General features: G+C 71.4%; 20 protein-coding genes. 17 read left to right on the top strand and 3 right to left on the bottom strand.

Translation table 11 applies throughout. The features are described 5' to 3' along the window. The first annotated feature begins 168 nt into the window (after nucleotides 1–168). From AB0K02_RS22520 to AB0K02_RS22485, 8 genes are all read left to right on the top strand, one after another. Nucleotides 169–987: an alpha/beta fold hydrolase gene (locus AB0K02_RS22520; RefSeq protein WP_365994278.1), complete on the top strand. Its 819-nt coding sequence runs from the start codon at nucleotides 169–171 to the stop codon at nucleotides 985–987. 44 nt (nucleotides 988–1031) lie between these two features. Continuing rightward, nucleotides 1032–1286 carry a MoaD/ThiS family protein gene (locus AB0K02_RS22515; RefSeq protein WP_365994277.1) on the top strand — a complete coding sequence of 85 codons (255 nt, stop codon included), beginning with the start codon at nucleotides 1032–1034 and terminating at the stop codon, nucleotides 1284–1286. 10 nt (nucleotides 1287–1296) lie between these two features. Next, nucleotides 1297–2394, top strand: coding sequence for a hypothetical protein (locus tag AB0K02_RS22510; protein WP_365994276.1), 1098 nt, complete (start codon nucleotides 1297–1299; stop codon nucleotides 2392–2394). 167 nt (nucleotides 2395–2561) lie between these two features. Then, nucleotides 2562–3311: a DUF2993 domain-containing protein gene (locus tag AB0K02_RS22505; protein ID WP_365994275.1), complete on the top strand. Its 750-nt coding sequence runs from the start codon at nucleotides 2562–2564 to the stop codon at nucleotides 3309–3311. Between the two features lie 218 nt (nucleotides 3312–3529). Continuing rightward, nucleotides 3530–3613, top strand: coding sequence for an Ms5788A family Cys-rich leader peptide (locus tag AB0K02_RS22500; RefSeq protein WP_353850233.1), 84 nt, complete (start codon nucleotides 3530–3532; stop codon nucleotides 3611–3613). Between the two features lie 147 nt (nucleotides 3614–3760). Beyond that, nucleotides 3761–4606: a sulfurtransferase gene (locus AB0K02_RS22495; RefSeq protein WP_365994274.1), complete on the top strand. Its 846-nt coding sequence runs from the start codon at nucleotides 3761–3763 to the stop codon at nucleotides 4604–4606. Nucleotides 4607–4642: 36 nt separating this feature from the next. Beyond that, on the top strand, nucleotides 4643–4930 hold the full coding sequence (locus AB0K02_RS22490; protein ID WP_365994273.1) for a DUF1416 domain-containing protein: 288 nt from the start codon (nucleotides 4643–4645) through the stop codon (nucleotides 4928–4930). 39 nt (nucleotides 4931–4969) lie between these two features. Then, nucleotides 4970–5284 (top strand): DUF3099 domain-containing protein, encoded by a 315-nt coding sequence (locus AB0K02_RS22485; RefSeq protein ID WP_365994272.1) that lies wholly within the window; start codon nucleotides 4970–4972, stop codon nucleotides 5282–5284. On the opposite strand, the gene AB0K02_RS22480 is transcribed toward AB0K02_RS22485, so the two are convergent. Then, the gene (locus AB0K02_RS22480) at nucleotides 5278–5640 is read right to left on the bottom strand and encodes a DsrE family protein (RefSeq protein WP_365994271.1); all 363 of its coding nucleotides are present in this window, start codon (nucleotides 5638–5640) and stop codon (nucleotides 5278–5280) included. The genes AB0K02_RS22485 and AB0K02_RS22480 overlap by 7 nt on opposite strands. A 369-nt stretch (nucleotides 5641–6009) precedes the next feature. Between AB0K02_RS22480 and AB0K02_RS22475 the strand changes: the two genes are divergently transcribed. The 3 genes from AB0K02_RS22475 (at nucleotide 6010) to AB0K02_RS22465 (ending at nucleotide 8165) form a co-directional block, all read left to right on the top strand. Next, nucleotides 6010–6582: an FABP family protein gene (locus tag AB0K02_RS22475; RefSeq protein ID WP_365994270.1), complete on the top strand. Its 573-nt coding sequence runs from the start codon at nucleotides 6010–6012 to the stop codon at nucleotides 6580–6582. A gap of 133 nt (nucleotides 6583–6715) precedes the next feature. Next, entirely contained in the window at nucleotides 6716–7189 is a 474-nt protein-coding gene (locus AB0K02_RS22470; RefSeq protein WP_365994269.1) for a transcriptional repressor, read from the top strand. A gap of 10 nt (nucleotides 7190–7199) precedes the next feature. Further along, nucleotides 7200–8165 (top strand): folate-binding protein, encoded by a 966-nt coding sequence (locus tag AB0K02_RS22465; RefSeq protein WP_365994268.1) that lies wholly within the window; start codon nucleotides 7200–7202, stop codon nucleotides 8163–8165. Between the two features lie 9 nt (nucleotides 8166–8174). On the opposite strand, the gene dtd is transcribed toward AB0K02_RS22465, so the two are convergent. Beyond that, nucleotides 8175–8612 carry a D-aminoacyl-tRNA deacylase gene (gene dtd / locus AB0K02_RS22460; protein ID WP_365994267.1) on the bottom strand — a complete coding sequence of 146 codons (438 nt, stop codon included), beginning with the start codon at nucleotides 8610–8612 and terminating at the stop codon, nucleotides 8175–8177. 159 nt (nucleotides 8613–8771) lie between these two features. Between dtd and AB0K02_RS22455 the strand changes: the two genes are divergently transcribed. Both AB0K02_RS22455 and AB0K02_RS22450 read left to right on the top strand, forming a co-directional pair. Further along, complete coding sequence (locus AB0K02_RS22455; RefSeq protein ID WP_365994266.1) at nucleotides 8772–9413, top strand: AmfC protein; 642 nt, start codon at nucleotides 8772–8774, stop codon at nucleotides 9411–9413. A gap of 305 nt (nucleotides 9414–9718) precedes the next feature. After that, nucleotides 9719–10963: a GNAT family N-acetyltransferase gene (locus AB0K02_RS22450; protein ID WP_365994265.1), complete on the top strand. Its 1245-nt coding sequence runs from the start codon at nucleotides 9719–9721 to the stop codon at nucleotides 10961–10963. A gap of 34 nt (nucleotides 10964–10997) precedes the next feature. Here AB0K02_RS22450 and AB0K02_RS22445 read toward each other — a convergent pair whose 3' ends face one another. Next, nucleotides 10998–11186, bottom strand: coding sequence for a hypothetical protein (locus tag AB0K02_RS22445; RefSeq protein WP_365994264.1), 189 nt, complete (start codon nucleotides 11184–11186; stop codon nucleotides 10998–11000). A 299-nt stretch (nucleotides 11187–11485) separates the two neighbouring features. On the opposite strand from AB0K02_RS22445, the gene AB0K02_RS22440 reads away from it, so the two are divergent. From AB0K02_RS22440 to AB0K02_RS22425, 4 genes are all read left to right on the top strand, one after another. Beyond that, nucleotides 11486–12379, top strand: coding sequence for a winged helix-turn-helix domain-containing protein (locus tag AB0K02_RS22440; protein WP_365994263.1), 894 nt, complete (start codon nucleotides 11486–11488; stop codon nucleotides 12377–12379). Between the two features lie 5 nt (nucleotides 12380–12384). Continuing rightward, nucleotides 12385–13119, top strand: coding sequence for an HAD family hydrolase (locus AB0K02_RS22435; RefSeq protein WP_365994262.1), 735 nt, complete (start codon nucleotides 12385–12387; stop codon nucleotides 13117–13119). Nucleotides 13120–13260: 141 nt separating this feature from the next. After that, a complete protein-coding gene (locus AB0K02_RS22430; RefSeq protein WP_365994261.1) occupies nucleotides 13261–14361 on the top strand; it encodes an aminoglycoside phosphotransferase family protein in 1101 nt (366 codons plus the stop codon). A gap of 139 nt (nucleotides 14362–14500) precedes the next feature. Then, nucleotides 14501–15307: an alpha/beta hydrolase gene (locus AB0K02_RS22425; protein ID WP_365994260.1), complete on the top strand. Its 807-nt coding sequence runs from the start codon at nucleotides 14501–14503 to the stop codon at nucleotides 15305–15307. The last annotated feature ends 10 nt before the right edge of the window (nucleotides 15308–15317 follow it).

Genomic DNA, 15317 nt, shown 5'->3' with positions numbered 1-15317 from the left:
CCTCCTCGGTCCCTGCGAGGACGCCTGCGGCACTGCTTCGTACGGCGGCTCTCTCGCGCCCGAGAGCCTTGGTGAGCTTTTGTTCACCAGGCTGTAACAACGCCCGGAAAACACAAAAGGACCCGGGGGCGGCATTGCCCGGATCCTCTGCCCAGCAGAATAGCCCACATGAGTTGCGCCGAAGAGGGCCGATTTCACACTGTGGACGTGTCCTCGATCTCTCCCCGCCCCCAGCGCGCAATGTTGCGAGCTCTCGACGGCGTCCCGATCGAGGCGTTCCACGAGCCGTGCTCGGCCGGTCCGGCCGCGACGGCGATCGTCGTGGCGCACGGTTTCACGGGCTCCGTGGACCGCCCCGCGGTGCGGCGCGCGGCCGGGGTCTTCGCGCGGCGGGCCGGTGTGGTGACCTTCTCGTTCCGGGGCCACGGCCGCTCGGGAGGACGTTCCACCGTGGGCGACCGCGAGGTGCTCGATCTGGCCGCCGCCGTGGAGTGGGCCCGCTCGCTCGGCTACGCCAGGGTGGTGACGGTCGGGTTCTCCATGGGGGGCTCCGTCGTCCTGTGCCACGCGGCCGTGCTGAAGCGCGAGGGGCGCACGGAGGCACGGACCGATGCGGTGGCAGCCGTGAGCGCCCCCGCGCGCTGGTACTACCGGGGTACGGCGCCGATGCGCCGCCTCCACTGGGTCGTCACGCGCCCGGTCGGACGGCTGGTGGGCCGCTACGGTTTCCGCACCCGTATCCACCACCGGGACTGGGACCCGATTCCCCTCTCACCCGTCGAGTCCGTGCCGCTGATCGCGCCCACCCCGCTGCTGATCGTCCACGGCGACAGCGATCCCTATTTCCCGCTCGACCATCCGCGCATGCTGGCCGCGGCCGCCGGGGGCGCGGCCGAGCTGTGGCTGGAAGCGGGCATGGGCCACGCCGAGAACGCAGCGGACGAGGCGCTGCTCCTCCGCCTCGCGGACTGGCTGGTCGCGGCATGACCCATGATGGAGGGCGGCGCGACACGAATGAGAGGAGTGCCGCTATGGCAGCGGGAACCATCCGCTACTGGGCCGCGGCCAAGGCTGCGGCCGGCGTCGCGGAGGAGCCGTACGCCGCGCAGACGCTCGCCGAGGCGCTCGACGCGGTGCGTGAACGGCACCCGGGCGAGCTGACGCGGGTACTCCGTCGGTGTTCGTTCCTCGTCGACGGTGACCCCGTCGGGACCCGGAGCCATGAGACCGTACGGCTTGCCGAGGGCGGCACGGTCGAGGTGCTCCCGCCGTTCGCAGGAGGGTGAAGGGCACAGCATGAGCAGCGATCAGCAGTATCCGTACGGCTCCCACGGACCGTACGAGCCCTACGGGCAGCAGCAGCCGGAGCCGTACCCGGCGCACCAGGACGCGTACGCGCAGCAGCCCTACCCGGACGCTGGCGCCACCCAGACCTGGCAGGGCGACACCTGGGACACCCAGTACCAGCCGGTCGTGCAGCCCGCTGCCGTGACCGGCACCGCCTACCCGCCGCCGCACCCCGCCCGGGCGGCCGCTCCGCTGCCGCCCGAGTCCTCCGCGGCCCCGGCGGCCCCGGCGGCTCCGGCGGGCGAGAGCCGTGACGGAAACGGCGCGACCCCGGACGCTCCCGAGCCTCCGCTCACGGCAGCCCAGCGGGCCCGTGCCGAAGGCCGCTCGCCGATCATCGCGCCCGGTCTGCAGCCCGCCGGGCTCACCGCCCTGCTGGGTCTCCTGGTCGCGGGCGGCGCCGCCCTCGGCACGTACGCGCTGCTCGTACCCCTCGTGCTGCTCCAGGCGGTCACCGCGGCGGGCTGGTTCCGGCTGAACGGTATGTGGCCCGCGCGGCAGGGCATCGCCCTGGCCTTCGCGGGCGGCCTCGCCGCCGACGCCGCGCTGCTCGCGGCGGGCCCCGGCAACGCCCCGGCCGCGATCATCGGCGCGCTCGGCGTGTGGGTGCTGCTCACGCTCGTGCTGCAGCTGCGCAGCCACGCCGGTGCGGACGAGCGGATGGCCGGGCTGATGGCGACGGTCACCGCGGCCGCGCTGGCGATCCTCGCCACGGGGCTCCTCGCGGCGGACGCCGACGCGGTGACGATCGGCGCGATCGCCGTCGCCGTGGCCGTCGTCGCCCGTGCGCTGCCGCTGCCGGGCGTGGTCTCCGTCGTGGTCTCGCTGCTCGCTGCCACCGGAGCGGGCATCGCCGCGGGCGGGCTGACGGGCGCGGGGTCCGGGGACGCGCTGCTCGGGTGCGCGGCCGGTGTCTGCGCGCTGATCGGGCTGCGGGTGGCGAGCTACGACTATCCGTCCCGCTTCGTGCACATGACGGCGGGTGTGGCGCTGCCGCTGACGGCCGCGGCTCCCGTGGTGCATCTGCTCGGCCGCGCCCTGGCCTGAGCGCGCGGCGGCCCGCCGGCGCCCGTGCGCGACGCGGGCCCCTGCGGAACCAATGCCGGGTCCCGGACGTCGATCATTGAGCAGACGGCGTCGTCCGGACCATTCACGCCCGCGGGCGGCCGCGGGCGAGAAGGACAGCGTCAGGACAGGGTGGGGGACTCCGAGCAATGCGTGCACTGCGGATACTGCTGATCGTCGGCGTGATCCTCGGCGGCCTCTTCGTCGCCGCCGACCGGCTGGCGGTCAACCTGGCCGAGTCCGAGGCGGCGGACAGGATCAAGAGCAGTCAGGGGCTGTCCGAGACCCCCGAGGTGTCCATCGGCGGCTTCCCGTTCCTCACCCAGGTGCTGGCCAGGGAGCTGGACGAGGTCGACGTGAGCCTCTCGGGCGTCACCGCCACCGCGGGCGGGCGCGAGGTCAACGTCACCGAGGTGAAGGCCGAGTTGCGCCAGGTGCGTGTCGACGGGAGCTTCTCCTCCGTCGTCGCCGGCCGGGCCGACGGGTCGGCCAACATCTCGTACGCGGACCTGACCGAGGCGGCCCCCAGAGGCGCCACCGTCGGATACGCCGGTCCCGAGCGGGCCGCGAAGGGGCAGGTCAAGGTGACCGGTCCGCTGACCGGGCTGCTGGAGGGCGCGGGCGTCCCGGTGCCCGCCACGCTGAAGGCGCTGCTCGGCGACCGCCAGGTCAGCACGTTCAGCACGGTCGGCTTGAGCGACGGGACGACGGTGCGGCTGAAGGCGGAGGAGCTTCCGCGGCTGCCCCTGCCGGGACTCGACGCCAAGCTGCGCGACGCCGTGGACTACGACCTGAAGATCGACGGGCTGCCGTCGAGCATCACCCTGGACAAGGTCGAGGTGACCGACGAGGGACTGCGGTTCTCGGGCACCGGCACGGACGTCGCGCTGACCGGCTGAGACCGGCACGAAGAGGCCGGAGAGAACGCGCCGGACGGGTCGGCGGCCGCATGGTGAGACGGCTGCGTCCGAGGGGCAGGAGAGGCCGGTCCGCCGTCCTCGGCGACGGCACGGCCGTGTGTCCCCCGGGAGTCTTTCGTCCCGCATAGTGGATGATCGCGTCTCATTATCCGACACACCGGTGACATGGCAGCCGACTCGTCCCTACGATCGGTTCCATGAAGCAGCGACAGGCGGATCTCACGAAGCGGCGGGCAGTAGACCTGTGCCGCGTCGCCGCCATGCTCTGTCGCCCTGTCTGAGCGGGCCCCGACTCCCGTATTCCTCAGGCCCTTCGACCTCTGTCGGGGCCGCCACCGTGCGCCATGCGCCTTCCGCGCACCCGCACACCCTCTCGCGCACAACCCCTCGCGCACCACCGCCGCACACTGCCCCGGAGGAGAAGAAGCATGAGCCGCAGCGACGTCCTGGTAGACGCCGACTGGGTCGAGGCCCACATCGACGACCCGAAGGTCGTCATCGTCGAGGTCGACGAGGACACCTCGGCCTACGACAAGAACCACATCAAGAACGCGGTCCGCATCGACTGGACCAAGGACCTGCAGGACCCGGTCCGCCGTGACTTCATCGACCAGGAGGGCTTCGAGAAGCTCCTGTCGGCGAAGGGGATCGCGAACGACTCCACGGTCGTCCTCTACGGCGGCAACAACAACTGGTTCGCCTCCTACGCCTTCTGGTACTTCAAGCTCTACGGCCACAGCGACGTCCGTCTCCTCGACGGCGGCCGCAAGAAGTGGGAGCTCGACTCCCGCGACCTGGTCGACGGCGCCCAGGTGCCCGACCGTCCGGCCACCGAGTACAAGGCCCAGCCGCAGGACACGTCCATCCGCGCCTTCCGCGACGACGTCGTCGCCGCGATCGGCAGCCAGAACCTGGTCGACGTGCGGTCGCCCGACGAGTTCAGCGGCAAGCTGCTCGCCCCGGCGCACCTGCCGCAGGAGCAGTCGCAGCGCCCCGGCCACGTGCCGAGCGCCCGCAACATCCCGTGGTCCAAGAACGCCAACGACGACGGCACCTTCAAGTCGGACGAGGAGCTCCGCGAGCTCTACGCCGACGAGCAGGTCGACCTGGCGAAGGACACCATCGCGTACTGCCGTATCGGTGAGCGTTCCGCGCTGACCTGGTTCGTGCTGCACGAGCTGCTCGGTGTCGAGAACGTCAAGAACTACGACGGCTCCTGGACCGAGTACGGCTCCCTCGTCGGCGTGCCGATCGAGCTCGGCGCCAACAAGTAATCCGCCCCGACCCGACCCATAAGAAGGACGAAAGACATGTGTGGAGCGAAGGCCGGCGGCCCCGACGCCTCGACGATCAAGCCCGGTGAGACCACCATCCAGGGCCAGGTGACCCGCAACGGCGAGCCGGTCACCGGCTACGTGCGCCTGCTGGACTCGACCGGCGAGTTCACCGCCGAGGTCCCGACCTCGGCGACCGGACAGTTCCGTTTCTACGCGGCCGAGGGCACGTGGACCGTGCGCGCCCTGGTCCCGGGCGCCACGGCGGACCGCACCGTCGTCGCCCAGACGGGCGGACTCTCCGAGGTCGCGATCGCCGTCTGATCGCCGACTGACCGGCCGAAGGGCCGCACCTCCTGGGGGTTGGACGCTTACCGGGAACGAGGTGCGGCCCTTCGGTCGTACGCTGAAGACATGTACGCGCGGCGGCGTCGCAACTACTTGCTGATGATGGGCGGATGCCTCGTCCTGTTCGTCTCCGCCTGGGCCGTCGTGCGGCTGTGGTCGGTCCCGGTGGCCGTCGGCATGTGCCTCGTCGCCATGGTCATCCCGCCGGTCGCGGCGATGATCGCCAACCGGCGGGGCCCGGACGACCGCTGGTGGGACGACCCGTCCGGGGACCCGCAGTCCGACGAGTGGTGGGACGAGATCGACGGAAAGCGCAGGCCGCGTCAGTAGACGAGGGCCTGCACGTCGTCCTGGACGGCCTCGCTGACGAAGACCTGGGCGCCCGCGATCCGCACGCCCTCCAGCACGTCCTTCTCCGTGATCTCGCGCCGGGCCGCGCACTGGGTGCACAGGGTGACGCGCCCGCCGGCCAGGATCGACTCGAGCAGATCGGGCAGCGGCGCGGCGTGCGGCAGCTCGAACTCGGCCGCACGCCCGGGCAGGGCGAACCACGAGGACTCGCCGGTCAGCCAGAGCGAGACCTCGACCCCGCTGGCCACGGCGACGGCCGCCACGGTGAAGGCCTGGGAGCAGCGTTCGGGTGCGTCGGCACCTGCGGTCACCTTGATCACGAGCTTCTTCGCCATATGCGGAACTGTAATGCTCCCCGCCACAACCCCCGGCCGGCACACCTCGGCCCCCGCCCCGGCCGACCCGCCCACGGATCCGGCGGCCGCTGGGAAGCGCGTCGATCGCTGCCGAAACGCGTCGGCCACGGCCGAACCCGCTCCCGGACGCGGACCTCACAGAACCCGCCCGGTCCCGGCCTACTAAGCTGGACTCCGGCCCGTTCCGCCTTCACCGCTCATTCGAGGAGCACTCCGTGATCGTTTTCTTCGAAGCCCTGCTGGTCCTGGTCTGCGTCGGCGTCCTCGCCTTCACCGGTCTGGCTGTGAAGAAGCTGTACCAGGGCCAGCGCTGACCTCCCGTACCGTCACCGACCCACAGAGCTGCTCATGATCGAGATCCCGTCCGACCTGAACCCGGACCTCGTCCCCCTCGCGTTCCTCCTCGGCACGTGGGAGGGCGCGGGCGTATCGGACTTCCCCGGTGCCGAGAAGTGCAACTTCGGCCAGTCCGTGACCTTCAGCCATGACGGCCGCGACTTCATCGAGTACGTCTCGCACTCGTGGGTCCTCGACGGCGAGGGCAACAAGGTCAAGCCGCTGGAGAGCGAGAGCGGCTACTGGCGCGTCGACAAGGACCGCAAGGTCGAGGTCGTCATGGTCCGCGACCAGGGCATCGTGGAGATCTGGTACGGCGAGCTCGCCGACCAGAAGCCGCAGATCGACCTGGTGACGGACGCCGTCGCGCGCACCGCGGCCTCGGGCGCGTACAGCGGCGGCAAGCGGCTCTACGGCTATGTGAAGAGCGACCTGATGTGGGTGGGCGAGAAGGCCACCCCCGAGGTCCCGCTGCGGCCGTACATGTCGGCGCACCTGAAGAAGGTCGTCACCCCGGAGCAGGTCGAGTCCTGGGCCAAGGACCTCGGCGACCTGCCCGACGACGGCATCGCGTTCTTCAAGTAGGCAGGGCCTTCGGGCCAGGGGTACGGCCGGATCCGTGGCCGACCAGGGCAGGGGCCGTCACGGTCCTGCCGCTGGGCGGTTTCCATGCGCCCGGCCGGGGCCGGGCGGCGTGCCGCTGCCTAGACTGGGGGCTGTGGTGAGCACCGACTGGAAGAGCGATCTGCGGCAGCGCGGCTACCGGCTGACCCCGCAGCGCCAGCTTGTCCTGGAGGCCGTGGAAACCCTCGAGCACGCCACCCCGGACGACATCCTGGGCGAGGTGCGCAAGACGGCGTCCGGGGTGAACATCTCCACGGTCTACCGGACGCTGGAGCTGCTGGAGGAGCTGGGCCTGGTCTCACACGCCCATCTCGGGCACGGCGCCCCCACCTACCACCTCGCGGACCGCCACCACCACCTGCATCTGGTGTGCCGGGACTGCGGGGACGTGATCGAGGCGGACGTCGAGGTGGCCGCCGACTTCACCGCCAAGCTGCGCGCGACGTTCGGCTTCGACACGGACATGAAGCACTTCGCGATCTTCGGCCGGTGCGCGGACTGCACGGCGAAGGCGCAGGCCAAGGCGCAGGCCAAGGCGTCCGGTGGGACGCCGTCCGCCGAGTCGTAGTCTTGCTCGTATGAAGAGCCCTCTCCTGTCCCTGCCCGGCGCGGTCCCCGCCGAGGGGCGCGACGAAGGGGTCGCCGCGCACTACGGCGACCTGTTCCGTGAGCAGCGCGCACTCGCCGACGGCAAGGGTCTCGTCGACCTCTCGCACCGCGGCGTCGTCACCGTCACCGGCGACGACCGGCTGAGCTGGCTGCACCTGCTGCTCACGCAGCACGTGAGCGAGCTGCCGGCCGGGCAGGCCACCGAGGCGCTGATCCTCTCCGCGCACGGCCACATCGAGCACGCCCTGTACCTCGTCGACGACGGCGAGACGGTGTGGGCCCATGTGGAGCCGGGCACCCAGGAGTCGCTGATCGCCTACCTGGAGTCGATGAAGTTCTTCTACCGGGTCGAGGTCGCCGACCGCACCGACGAGTTCGCCGTCGTCCACCTGCCGGCCGGTTCGATAGCCGAGGTGCCGGACGGCGTGGTCGTCCGGGAGACCGCGTACGGCCGCGACCTCTTCCTGCCGCGCGCGGACCTGGAGGCCTACGCGGCGCAGCACGGTCCGGTGGCCGGGATCCTCGCGTACGAGGCGCTGCGGATCGAGCAGCACCGGCCGCGGCTCGGTTTCGAGACCGACCACCGCACCATCCCGCACGAGCTGGGCTGGATCGGCAGCGCGGTCCATCTGCAGAAGGGCTGCTACCGCGGCCAGGAGACGGTGGCGCGTGTCCACAACCTGGGGAAACCGCCGCGCCGGCTGGTCTTCCTCCACCTGGACGGCAGCGAGGTGCACCTGCCGGCCCCCGGCACGCCGGTGCGGCTGGCCGCGGAGGGCGACGAGGGCCGCCAGCTGGGCTTCGTCACCACGTCCGGCCGCCACCACGAGCTGGGGCCGATCGCGCTCGCGCTGGTGAAGCGGAACGTACCGGTGGACGCGGAGCTGATGGCCGGCGACACGGCCGCCGCCCAGGAGACGGTCGTCGAGCCGTAGGCCCGCCCGCTACACCTCGACGACGATCGTGAACGGGCCGTTGTTCGTCAGCGAGACACGCATCTGCGCTCCGAACCGGCCCGTCTCCACGTGCGCGCCCAGCGCCCGCAGCTGGGCGACGACCTCGTCGACCAGCGGTTCGGCGACGGGGCCCGGCGCCGCCGCGTTCCAGGTGGGGCGGCGGCCCTTGCGGGCGTCCCCGTAGAGGGTGAACTGCGAGATCACCAGCAGCGGCGCCCCCGTGTCCGAGCAGGACTTCTCGCCCTCCAGCAACCGTACGGACCAGAGCTTGCGGGCCAGTTGGGCCGCCTTCTCCTTGGTGTCCTCGTGAGTGACCCCCACCAGCACACACAGCCCCTCGCCGACGATCTCGCCGACCGTCTCGGGCCCCGACTCACCGGGCACCACGACGCTCGCGCCGTCCACTCTCTGCACCACTGCACGCATGCTGAGAAAACTACCTGGCCGCCATTCGGGGCCGAACAGGTGCAGACCGCCTGCGACGGGACGTATCGGGATGGCACGATGCACGCAGGCGGTGCATCCCCGGGCCCTCCGCGCCGGGAAAGGGCCCATGCACCGGTTGCGAGGGGACGGTCAACGCACATGAGCACATCTGGCGCCGGGCGGTCGCTCGGCCCCGTATCGGTTTCCGCGCCGGTCTCAGCGACGGTCTCCGTGGCGGACCGGCGGGCGGTGTCCGCGACGGAAGCCGCCCCGGCCTCCCGGCCACCCCACCAGCGCACCGGCGTCGAGCTGCCCGAGCCCGTCCGGCACGATCTGGCCACGCTGAAGCTGCCGGAGCTGCGCGCCCTGCGCCGGGACTCGCAGCGCGACGAGGCCGACCTCAGCTATGTGCGGCGGCTGGTGCAGGGCCGGATCGACATCCTGCGTGCCGAACTGGAGCGCAGGGCCGACCCGGAGGCGCCGGTCGTCGACCGGCTTTCCGAGATCCTCGCCGACACCCCGTCGCGGCGGGGCTCGTCCGCCCGGCACGTCACGCTGTCGACGCCGCACGGGGAGGAGTACCGCCGCCTCGCGTCCGACATGCTCGACGAGGTCGGCCTGTCCGACCTCGACGCCCGCACGGACGACGAACTGCACACCGCGATGGGGCGGCTGCTGGCCTACGAGCAGCAGGTCTCGCGGCGCCGGCAGCAGTTGCAGCGGACCGCCGACGACTGCAGCGCCGAGATCACCCGCAGGTACCGGGAGGGCGAAGCCCAGGTCGACGACCTGCTGACCTGACACCGGCCTGCGGCGGTCCTCGGGCGCCGCGCCCCGGCGGCTGCGCGTCACCACCCGGGGCCCGCGGGTCCCGGCATCCGAGGGCGGGCGGAGCGTCACCACCCCGGGCCGCCGGTCCCGGCATCCGAGGGCGGGTGGAGCGTCACCACCCCGGGCCGCCGGTCCCGGCATCCGAGGGCGGGTGGAGCGTCACCACCCCGGGCCGCCGGTCCCGGCATCCGAGGGCGGGGGCGGCGCTGCGCGCGCCGGACGCCCGCCCGAAAAGGGCATGCGGGGGGCTCGGCGGGCGGCCTAGCGTGGGACGCATGAGTGCCGAGACACGTCGGATCGCCGAGACCGAGTTCCCCGACTGGCTGAGGGCGCTGGCCACCGGCTTCCTGCGGCCGCCGGTCGTCACCGACGAGGAGGTCGCGAGCCGCCTCCCGCACACCGATCTCACCCGCACCCGGGGCGCGTTCGACGAGGGCCGCTGTGTGGCGACGTACCGCTCGTTCGCCCAGGAACTCACCGTCGTGGGCGGCGCCCGGATCACGGCGAGCGCCGTGTCCAACGTGACCGTCTCGCCGACCCACCGCCGCCGGGGCCTGCTCACCCGGATGATCACGGACGACCTGGCGGAGGCCAGGGAGCGCGGCGAGGCGGTGTCCACGCTGATCGCCGCGGAGTACCCGATCTACGGGCGGTACGGCTACGGCCCCGCCTCCTCGCTCACCGAGTGGTCCGTCGACGTACCGCGCGCCGGCCTGGACGGCCGCTGGTCGCGCCCGGACGACGGCGGCCGTGTCGACCTGGTCGACGGCTCGGACGTCCGCAAGCTGGGCCCGGAACTGCACGGGCGGCTGGCGGCGCGGCAGCACGGCGTGGTCAGCCGCGACGAGCGGTGGTGGCAGGTCAACACGGGCCAGGCGGTGACGTCCGCGTTCCCGTGGACGGAGCCGTTCTACGCGGTGTACCGGTCGGCCGCCGGTGACGTGGAGGGCCTGCTGACGTACGCGGCCGACGACAAGTGGGGCGACGCCAAGCAGCCGCTGAACACGGCCACGGTCCGGGATCTGATCGCGGTGACGCCGGCGGCGGAGCGGGCGCTGTGGCACTTCGTGTGCTCGGTGGACTGGGTCACCACGGTCCGTTCGGGCGGGCGCGCCCCCGACGACCTGCTCCCGGATCTGCTGCCCGACCCGAGGGCGGCCCGGGTGGTCACACAGGCGGACTTCCTGTGGGTGCGCGTGCTGGACGTCGTACGGGCGCTGGAGGCGCGGACGTACGCGGTGCCGGCGTCGCTGGTGCTGGAGGTCGTCGACGCCTCGGGTCTCGCGGGCGGCCGTTTCGGCCTGACGGCGTCACCGGACGGGGCGGCCTGCGCCCCGTCCTCGTCCGCACCCGATCTGACGCTGGACGTACGGGAGCTGGGTGCGCTGTACCTGGGGGACGCCTCGGCGCTGCGGCTGGCGGCGCTGGGCCGCGTGGAGGAGCACAGCCCGGGAGCGGCGGCGCTGGCGGACAGGGTGTTCCGCACGGCACGCCGCGCGTGGTGTCCGGACGTCTTCTGAGGGGGACGGTCAGGCGCCGGGAGCCACGGCGGGCTCACTGACCCGGACCGGTCAGCAGCATCAAGAGGATGATCGAGCCGATGGCGGTGCAGGTCGCGTTCCTGGCCTTCACCCCGATGGTCAGCATGGCCAGGCCCACCACGCCCATGGCGCCGAACTGCCATTGGATCAGCTGCTCGAAGCCGAGAGCGAAGACGGCCAGTACAAGGGCGAGCAGAGGCATGGGGGTCCCCTCCTTCACGATGGCGGGGAGCGCCGGTGCCCGCACGCCGTTGTACCTGCTGGGCGCCCCGTGAGAGTCGGTCAAGAAGTCAAGTGCCGTACAAATCCTTCTGGTTGACCTAGTTGTTGTCTTCCCTGAGCTGACCGACCAGTAAACTTGTATGAATATTTGCTCGCTTACTTGACTGGAAAGATGCGGTCAAGTGGAAGCTGGCCGAATGGCGTCGCTCAGGACGTCGTGATCTGTCTGATGTGACAAGGCAATTACGCACCTGGTTCGTCTGGTTGTACGGTGGTTGTGTGGCGGTACAGGGAACAGCAGGCGATGACACCACCAAGTACGAGTACGTCGCAGGCAAGTTGCGGGGCGACATCCTGGACGGTGTGTACGGAGCCGGCAAACTGCTGCCGCCGCAGCGTGAGTTGATGGAGAAGTTCGATGTCTCCCGCGCGACCGTGACGAAGGCGCTGCGGGTACTCCGCCAGGAGGGCCTGATCGCGTCACGGCAGGGCAGCGGGGCCCGCGTCCTGGTCCCCGGCGGCAGGTTGCCCCCCGCTCCACAGCCCGCGGCACACGTCGAGCCCCGCCAGGCCCTGGAGACGCTGCAGCCTCACCTCCAGGCAGCTTTCGAGGCGGACGACATCACCATGGATGTCTTCTCGCTGACGTCGGAGACGATGAACCGCCAGCTGGGTGCCCAGATCACCCGGATCCATGACGGCGAAATCCGGCCACGGAGCATTGCGCTGCGGCTGATGGTGCCGGACCCGAGCATCAAGCTCGCCTTTCCGGCATCGCTGGACGACCCCGAGGACGACAGGCCGCGCAGGCGCCATCGCGACACCCTGATCCGCTGTTCCGAGTCGCTGAAGGACGAATTGCGTACTCTCAGGCGACAGCGGCTGGTGCCCCAGGTCTCGGTCCGGATCCGGACGGTCGCCCTGACGCCGATCAGCAAGATGTACCTGCTCAACAAGGATCTGCTCCTCGAGGGCTACTACACCCTGGAAGGAACGGATCCGCAGACCGCCGAGGGCGAGGAGCCGGAGGGCACAACCCTCAACTCGCTCGGCCTCGGTGCCACGCTCTTTCCGTACTCCAAGCCCGACCAGGCACTGAAGGTGGAGACAGCGCAGGCGTTCTTCGACTCCTACTGGGACCTCCTGGCCCGAGATGCGGACTTTGGCGACTGATCGTGTTGCTCACCTCCACTTCCTCCCCCTCCAAGCGGCTGCGGGAGCTGTTCTCCCGTGCCCGGCTCGTCCTGCTGGACTTCGACGGACCGGTGTGCGACCTCTTCGCGCAGCGCAGCGCTCCGGAGATCGCCCGGCGGCTGTGCGAGCGCATCGGCCCTGACGGGCTCCGCCGGGCAGGTATCGACGCGGGCGTCACCGACCCCCTGCGAGTGCTGATCGCCACCCATCGCGCCGACCCCGGCGACGAGTCCGGCCTGGTCCTCGCCGTGCGCAAGCTGCTGGCCGAGGAGGAGACCCTGGCCGCCGCCGGCGCCGTGCCCACTCCCGGGGCCGTTCCCCTCATGGAGCGCCTGGTCACGGCCGGGAAGCTGCTGGGCGTCGCGTCCAACAACTGCGCTGACGCCATCCGTACCCATCTCGTCCTGCACGGTCTCATCGGGTACTTCTCCGATCCAGGCCGTCCGGGCGACGGGCACCGCATCGTGGGCCGGCACGACGATCCGGAGATGATGAAGCCCCATCCGTACGCGCTGGAGGCGCTGCTCAAGGCAACGGGCACAACCCCGGGCGACGGTCTGATGATCGGTGACTCGCCCAACGACGCGCTGGCCGCCGCCGAGGCGGGAGTGCGGTTCATCGGGGTACATCCGGACGCGGCCAAGCGCGCGGCGTTGCGGGACGCGGGTGCCGAACACCTCGTCGACTCCGTGCGCGAACTGCTGGCGGCTGCGCCCTGACCGGTGGATCTGTCTGACGGCTATTCAACTTTCCTGCTGCGCAAGTGGTTTGAGGCTGCAGCTACTCTTGGGTATGAAGGTGTTCGGCGGCCGGCGCGGCCCGCCCGTTGGTGCCATCGGCCTCGAGAGCGCAGGACCCGCATGCCCGATGTAGCCCGTAGTGCCTCCGGACGTGTCGTGGACAGCTGGGAGTCGCTGTACCGAGCAGCAGGCGAGGGCACCCCCCTGGCCGGTTACTACCACCGCAATTACTGCGTGGAACTGCCGCATCCGCTGGCGCGCTCCCTCGCGCTGCCCTCCGGCACCCTCGTCAAGGTGCGGGCCCCGATCCATGGTGCCGGGCAGTTCAACCTGCGGATCTGGCCCGAGGAGGAGCTGCTCTTCGCGATCGAGGGGCGCGTGCAGGGCAGCCCACGCGTGCTCGCCGACCGTCCGGGCTTCACCGTGCACTCGTTCACCGAGGGGGTCGCGCTGTCGGAGCGGCTGGGCCGGGGCGGGCGGCTCGGCCGCGCGCACATCGACGCGCTCGGCGAGTTGTTCCGCCAGACGACCGCCGTGCCCTCCCGGCTGCTTCCGCCCTGCCCCGACGGGTGGCCGGCGGACGGCGACTGCCCCGGCTTCCTCCGGGCGCTGATCGACTTCACCCGCAGCGAGGTGAAGGGCCGGCACGGCAAGGACTTCGGAGCGTTGTTCGACGCGCTGAAAGTGCCGGACGACGCCTTCGAGCGGCTCGCACACCGCGCCGACGGGCTCGGCCGCCGCCCTTTCGTACTCCTCCACACCGACATCCACGGCGGAAACCTCATCGTCGGCTCGGACGGCGGTCTCTCACTGATCGACTGGGAGCTCGCCCTGTTCGGGGACCCGGTGTACGAGATCGCCTCCCACCTTGCCCGGATGCGGTACGCCAGGTGGGCGGAGCGGCGGGCGGCGCTGCAAGCCTGGGGTGCCGCCCTGGCCCGCAGCCGCCCCGAGGCACTGCTGGGGTATCGCAGGGCACTGCGGATCTACCTCGACTTCGAACGTCTCCAGTCGGTCTACATCGATGTCATCCGGCTGGCACAGGGCTTCGCCCGCCGCCCGGACCGGGTCGGCAGGGAACGGGCCGCCGCAGGGATCGAAACGGTCCTGCGGGCCGCGCGCCGACCGCTCGGAGTGCGGCGGACACCGCACCGGCGGCGTATAGAGGAGGCCCTGACACGTACGGCACCCGCGGTGCAGGGTGGCGGGTTCGCGGCCTGATCTGGCCGTCACCTCTTCCGCGGTCCCGAGAGTGACATGGCCGACGGCGTCGGCCACGGCGTCCGCACCGGCCTCGGCTCTGCCGCCGGGCGGAGGCCGAGACGTCCGGCGCCAGGACACGCTGGCTAGGCTCACCCGCATGAACTCCCTTCAGTCGAACGGTATTTCGATCGGTTACGACGACCGCGGCCCGGCGGACGGCCTGCCGGTCGTCCTCGTCCACGGGCACCCGTTCAACCGCGGCATGTGGGACCGGCAGGCCGATGTGCTCACCCGTGCCGGTCACCGCGTCGTCTCCGCGGACCTGCGCGGGTACGGCACGAGCGACGTCGTCCCCGGCACGGTGCCGCTCTCCGTGTTCGCACAGGACACCGCCGCCCTGATGGACGGGCTCGGTATCGAACGGGCCGTGATCGGCGGTCTGTCGATGGGCGGGCAGATCACGATGGAGTTCCACCGGCAGTTCCCCGAGCGGGTGCGCGCCCTGATCCTCGCCGACACCTCGCCGGTCGCCGAGACGCAGGAGGGCAAGGCGTTCCGCAGCGCGATGGCCGACCGGCTGCTGGCCGAGGGGCTCGACGGATACGCCGACGAGGTGATCGACAAGATGGTCGCCCCGTACAACGTCACCGGCATGCCCGAAGTGGCCCGGCACGTCCTCGCGATGATGCGCGCGACCTCCCCGCAGGGAGCCGCGGCCGCCCTGCGGGGCCGGGCCGAACGCCCCGACTACCGCGCCTCGCTGGCCGCGGCCCAGGTGCCCGCGCTGGTGGTGGTCGGCGCGGACGACACGTACACGCCGGTCGCAGAGGCGCGTGCCCTGCACGCCCTGCTGCCGGACGCGTCGCTGGCGATCGTCGAAGGCGCCGCCCACATGCCCAATCTGGAACGCCCGGAGGACTTCAACGCCGCGGTGCTGGAGTTCCTGGGGCGCGTCGCACGGTAGGCGCAGGCCC

It is taken from the genome of Streptomyces sp. NPDC049597 (assembly GCF_040675505.1).
In the GTDB taxonomy this organism is placed as follows: domain Bacteria; phylum Actinomycetota; class Actinomycetes; order Streptomycetales; family Streptomycetaceae; genus Streptomyces.
Note: the sequence above shows the minus strand (reverse complement) of the source record. Positions and strands in the feature narration are given on the sequence as shown.

Excerpts from the sequence above, each read along its gene's own strand:
- AB0K02_RS22520 (WP_365994278.1), top strand. The coding sequence starts at position 169 with ATGAGTTGCGCCGAAGAGGGCCGATTTCACACTGTGGACGTGTCCTCG.
- AB0K02_RS22515 (WP_365994277.1), top strand. The coding sequence starts at position 1,032 with ATGGCAGCGGGAACCATCCGCTACTGGGCCGCGGCCAAGGCTGCGGCC.
- AB0K02_RS22510 (WP_365994276.1), top strand. The coding sequence starts at position 1,297 with ATGAGCAGCGATCAGCAGTATCCGTACGGCTCCCACGGACCGTACGAG.
- AB0K02_RS22505 (WP_365994275.1), top strand. The coding sequence starts at position 2,562 with ATGCGTGCACTGCGGATACTGCTGATCGTCGGCGTGATCCTCGGCGGC.
- AB0K02_RS22500 (WP_353850233.1), top strand. The coding sequence starts at position 3,530 with ATGAAGCAGCGACAGGCGGATCTCACGAAGCGGCGGGCAGTAGACCTG.
- AB0K02_RS22495 (WP_365994274.1), top strand. The coding sequence starts at position 3,761 with ATGAGCCGCAGCGACGTCCTGGTAGACGCCGACTGGGTCGAGGCCCAC.
- AB0K02_RS22490 (WP_365994273.1), top strand. The coding sequence starts at position 4,643 with ATGTGTGGAGCGAAGGCCGGCGGCCCCGACGCCTCGACGATCAAGCCC.
- AB0K02_RS22480 (WP_365994271.1), bottom strand. The coding sequence starts at position 5,640 with ATGGCGAAGAAGCTCGTGATCAAGGTGACCGCAGGTGCCGACGCACCC.
- AB0K02_RS22475 (WP_365994270.1), top strand. The coding sequence starts at position 6,010 with ATGATCGAGATCCCGTCCGACCTGAACCCGGACCTCGTCCCCCTCGCG.
- AB0K02_RS22465 (WP_365994268.1), top strand. The coding sequence starts at position 7,200 with ATGAAGAGCCCTCTCCTGTCCCTGCCCGGCGCGGTCCCCGCCGAGGGG.
- dtd (WP_365994267.1), bottom strand. The coding sequence starts at position 8,612 with ATGCGTGCAGTGGTGCAGAGAGTGGACGGCGCGAGCGTCGTGGTGCCC.
- AB0K02_RS22455 (WP_365994266.1), top strand. The coding sequence starts at position 8,772 with ATGAGCACATCTGGCGCCGGGCGGTCGCTCGGCCCCGTATCGGTTTCC.
- AB0K02_RS22450 (WP_365994265.1), top strand. The coding sequence starts at position 9,719 with ATGAGTGCCGAGACACGTCGGATCGCCGAGACCGAGTTCCCCGACTGG.
- AB0K02_RS22445 (WP_365994264.1), bottom strand. The coding sequence starts at position 11,186 with ATGCCTCTGCTCGCCCTTGTACTGGCCGTCTTCGCTCTCGGCTTCGAG.
- AB0K02_RS22430 (WP_365994261.1), top strand. The coding sequence starts at position 13,261 with ATGCCCGATGTAGCCCGTAGTGCCTCCGGACGTGTCGTGGACAGCTGG.
- AB0K02_RS22425 (WP_365994260.1), top strand. The coding sequence starts at position 14,501 with ATGAACTCCCTTCAGTCGAACGGTATTTCGATCGGTTACGACGACCGC.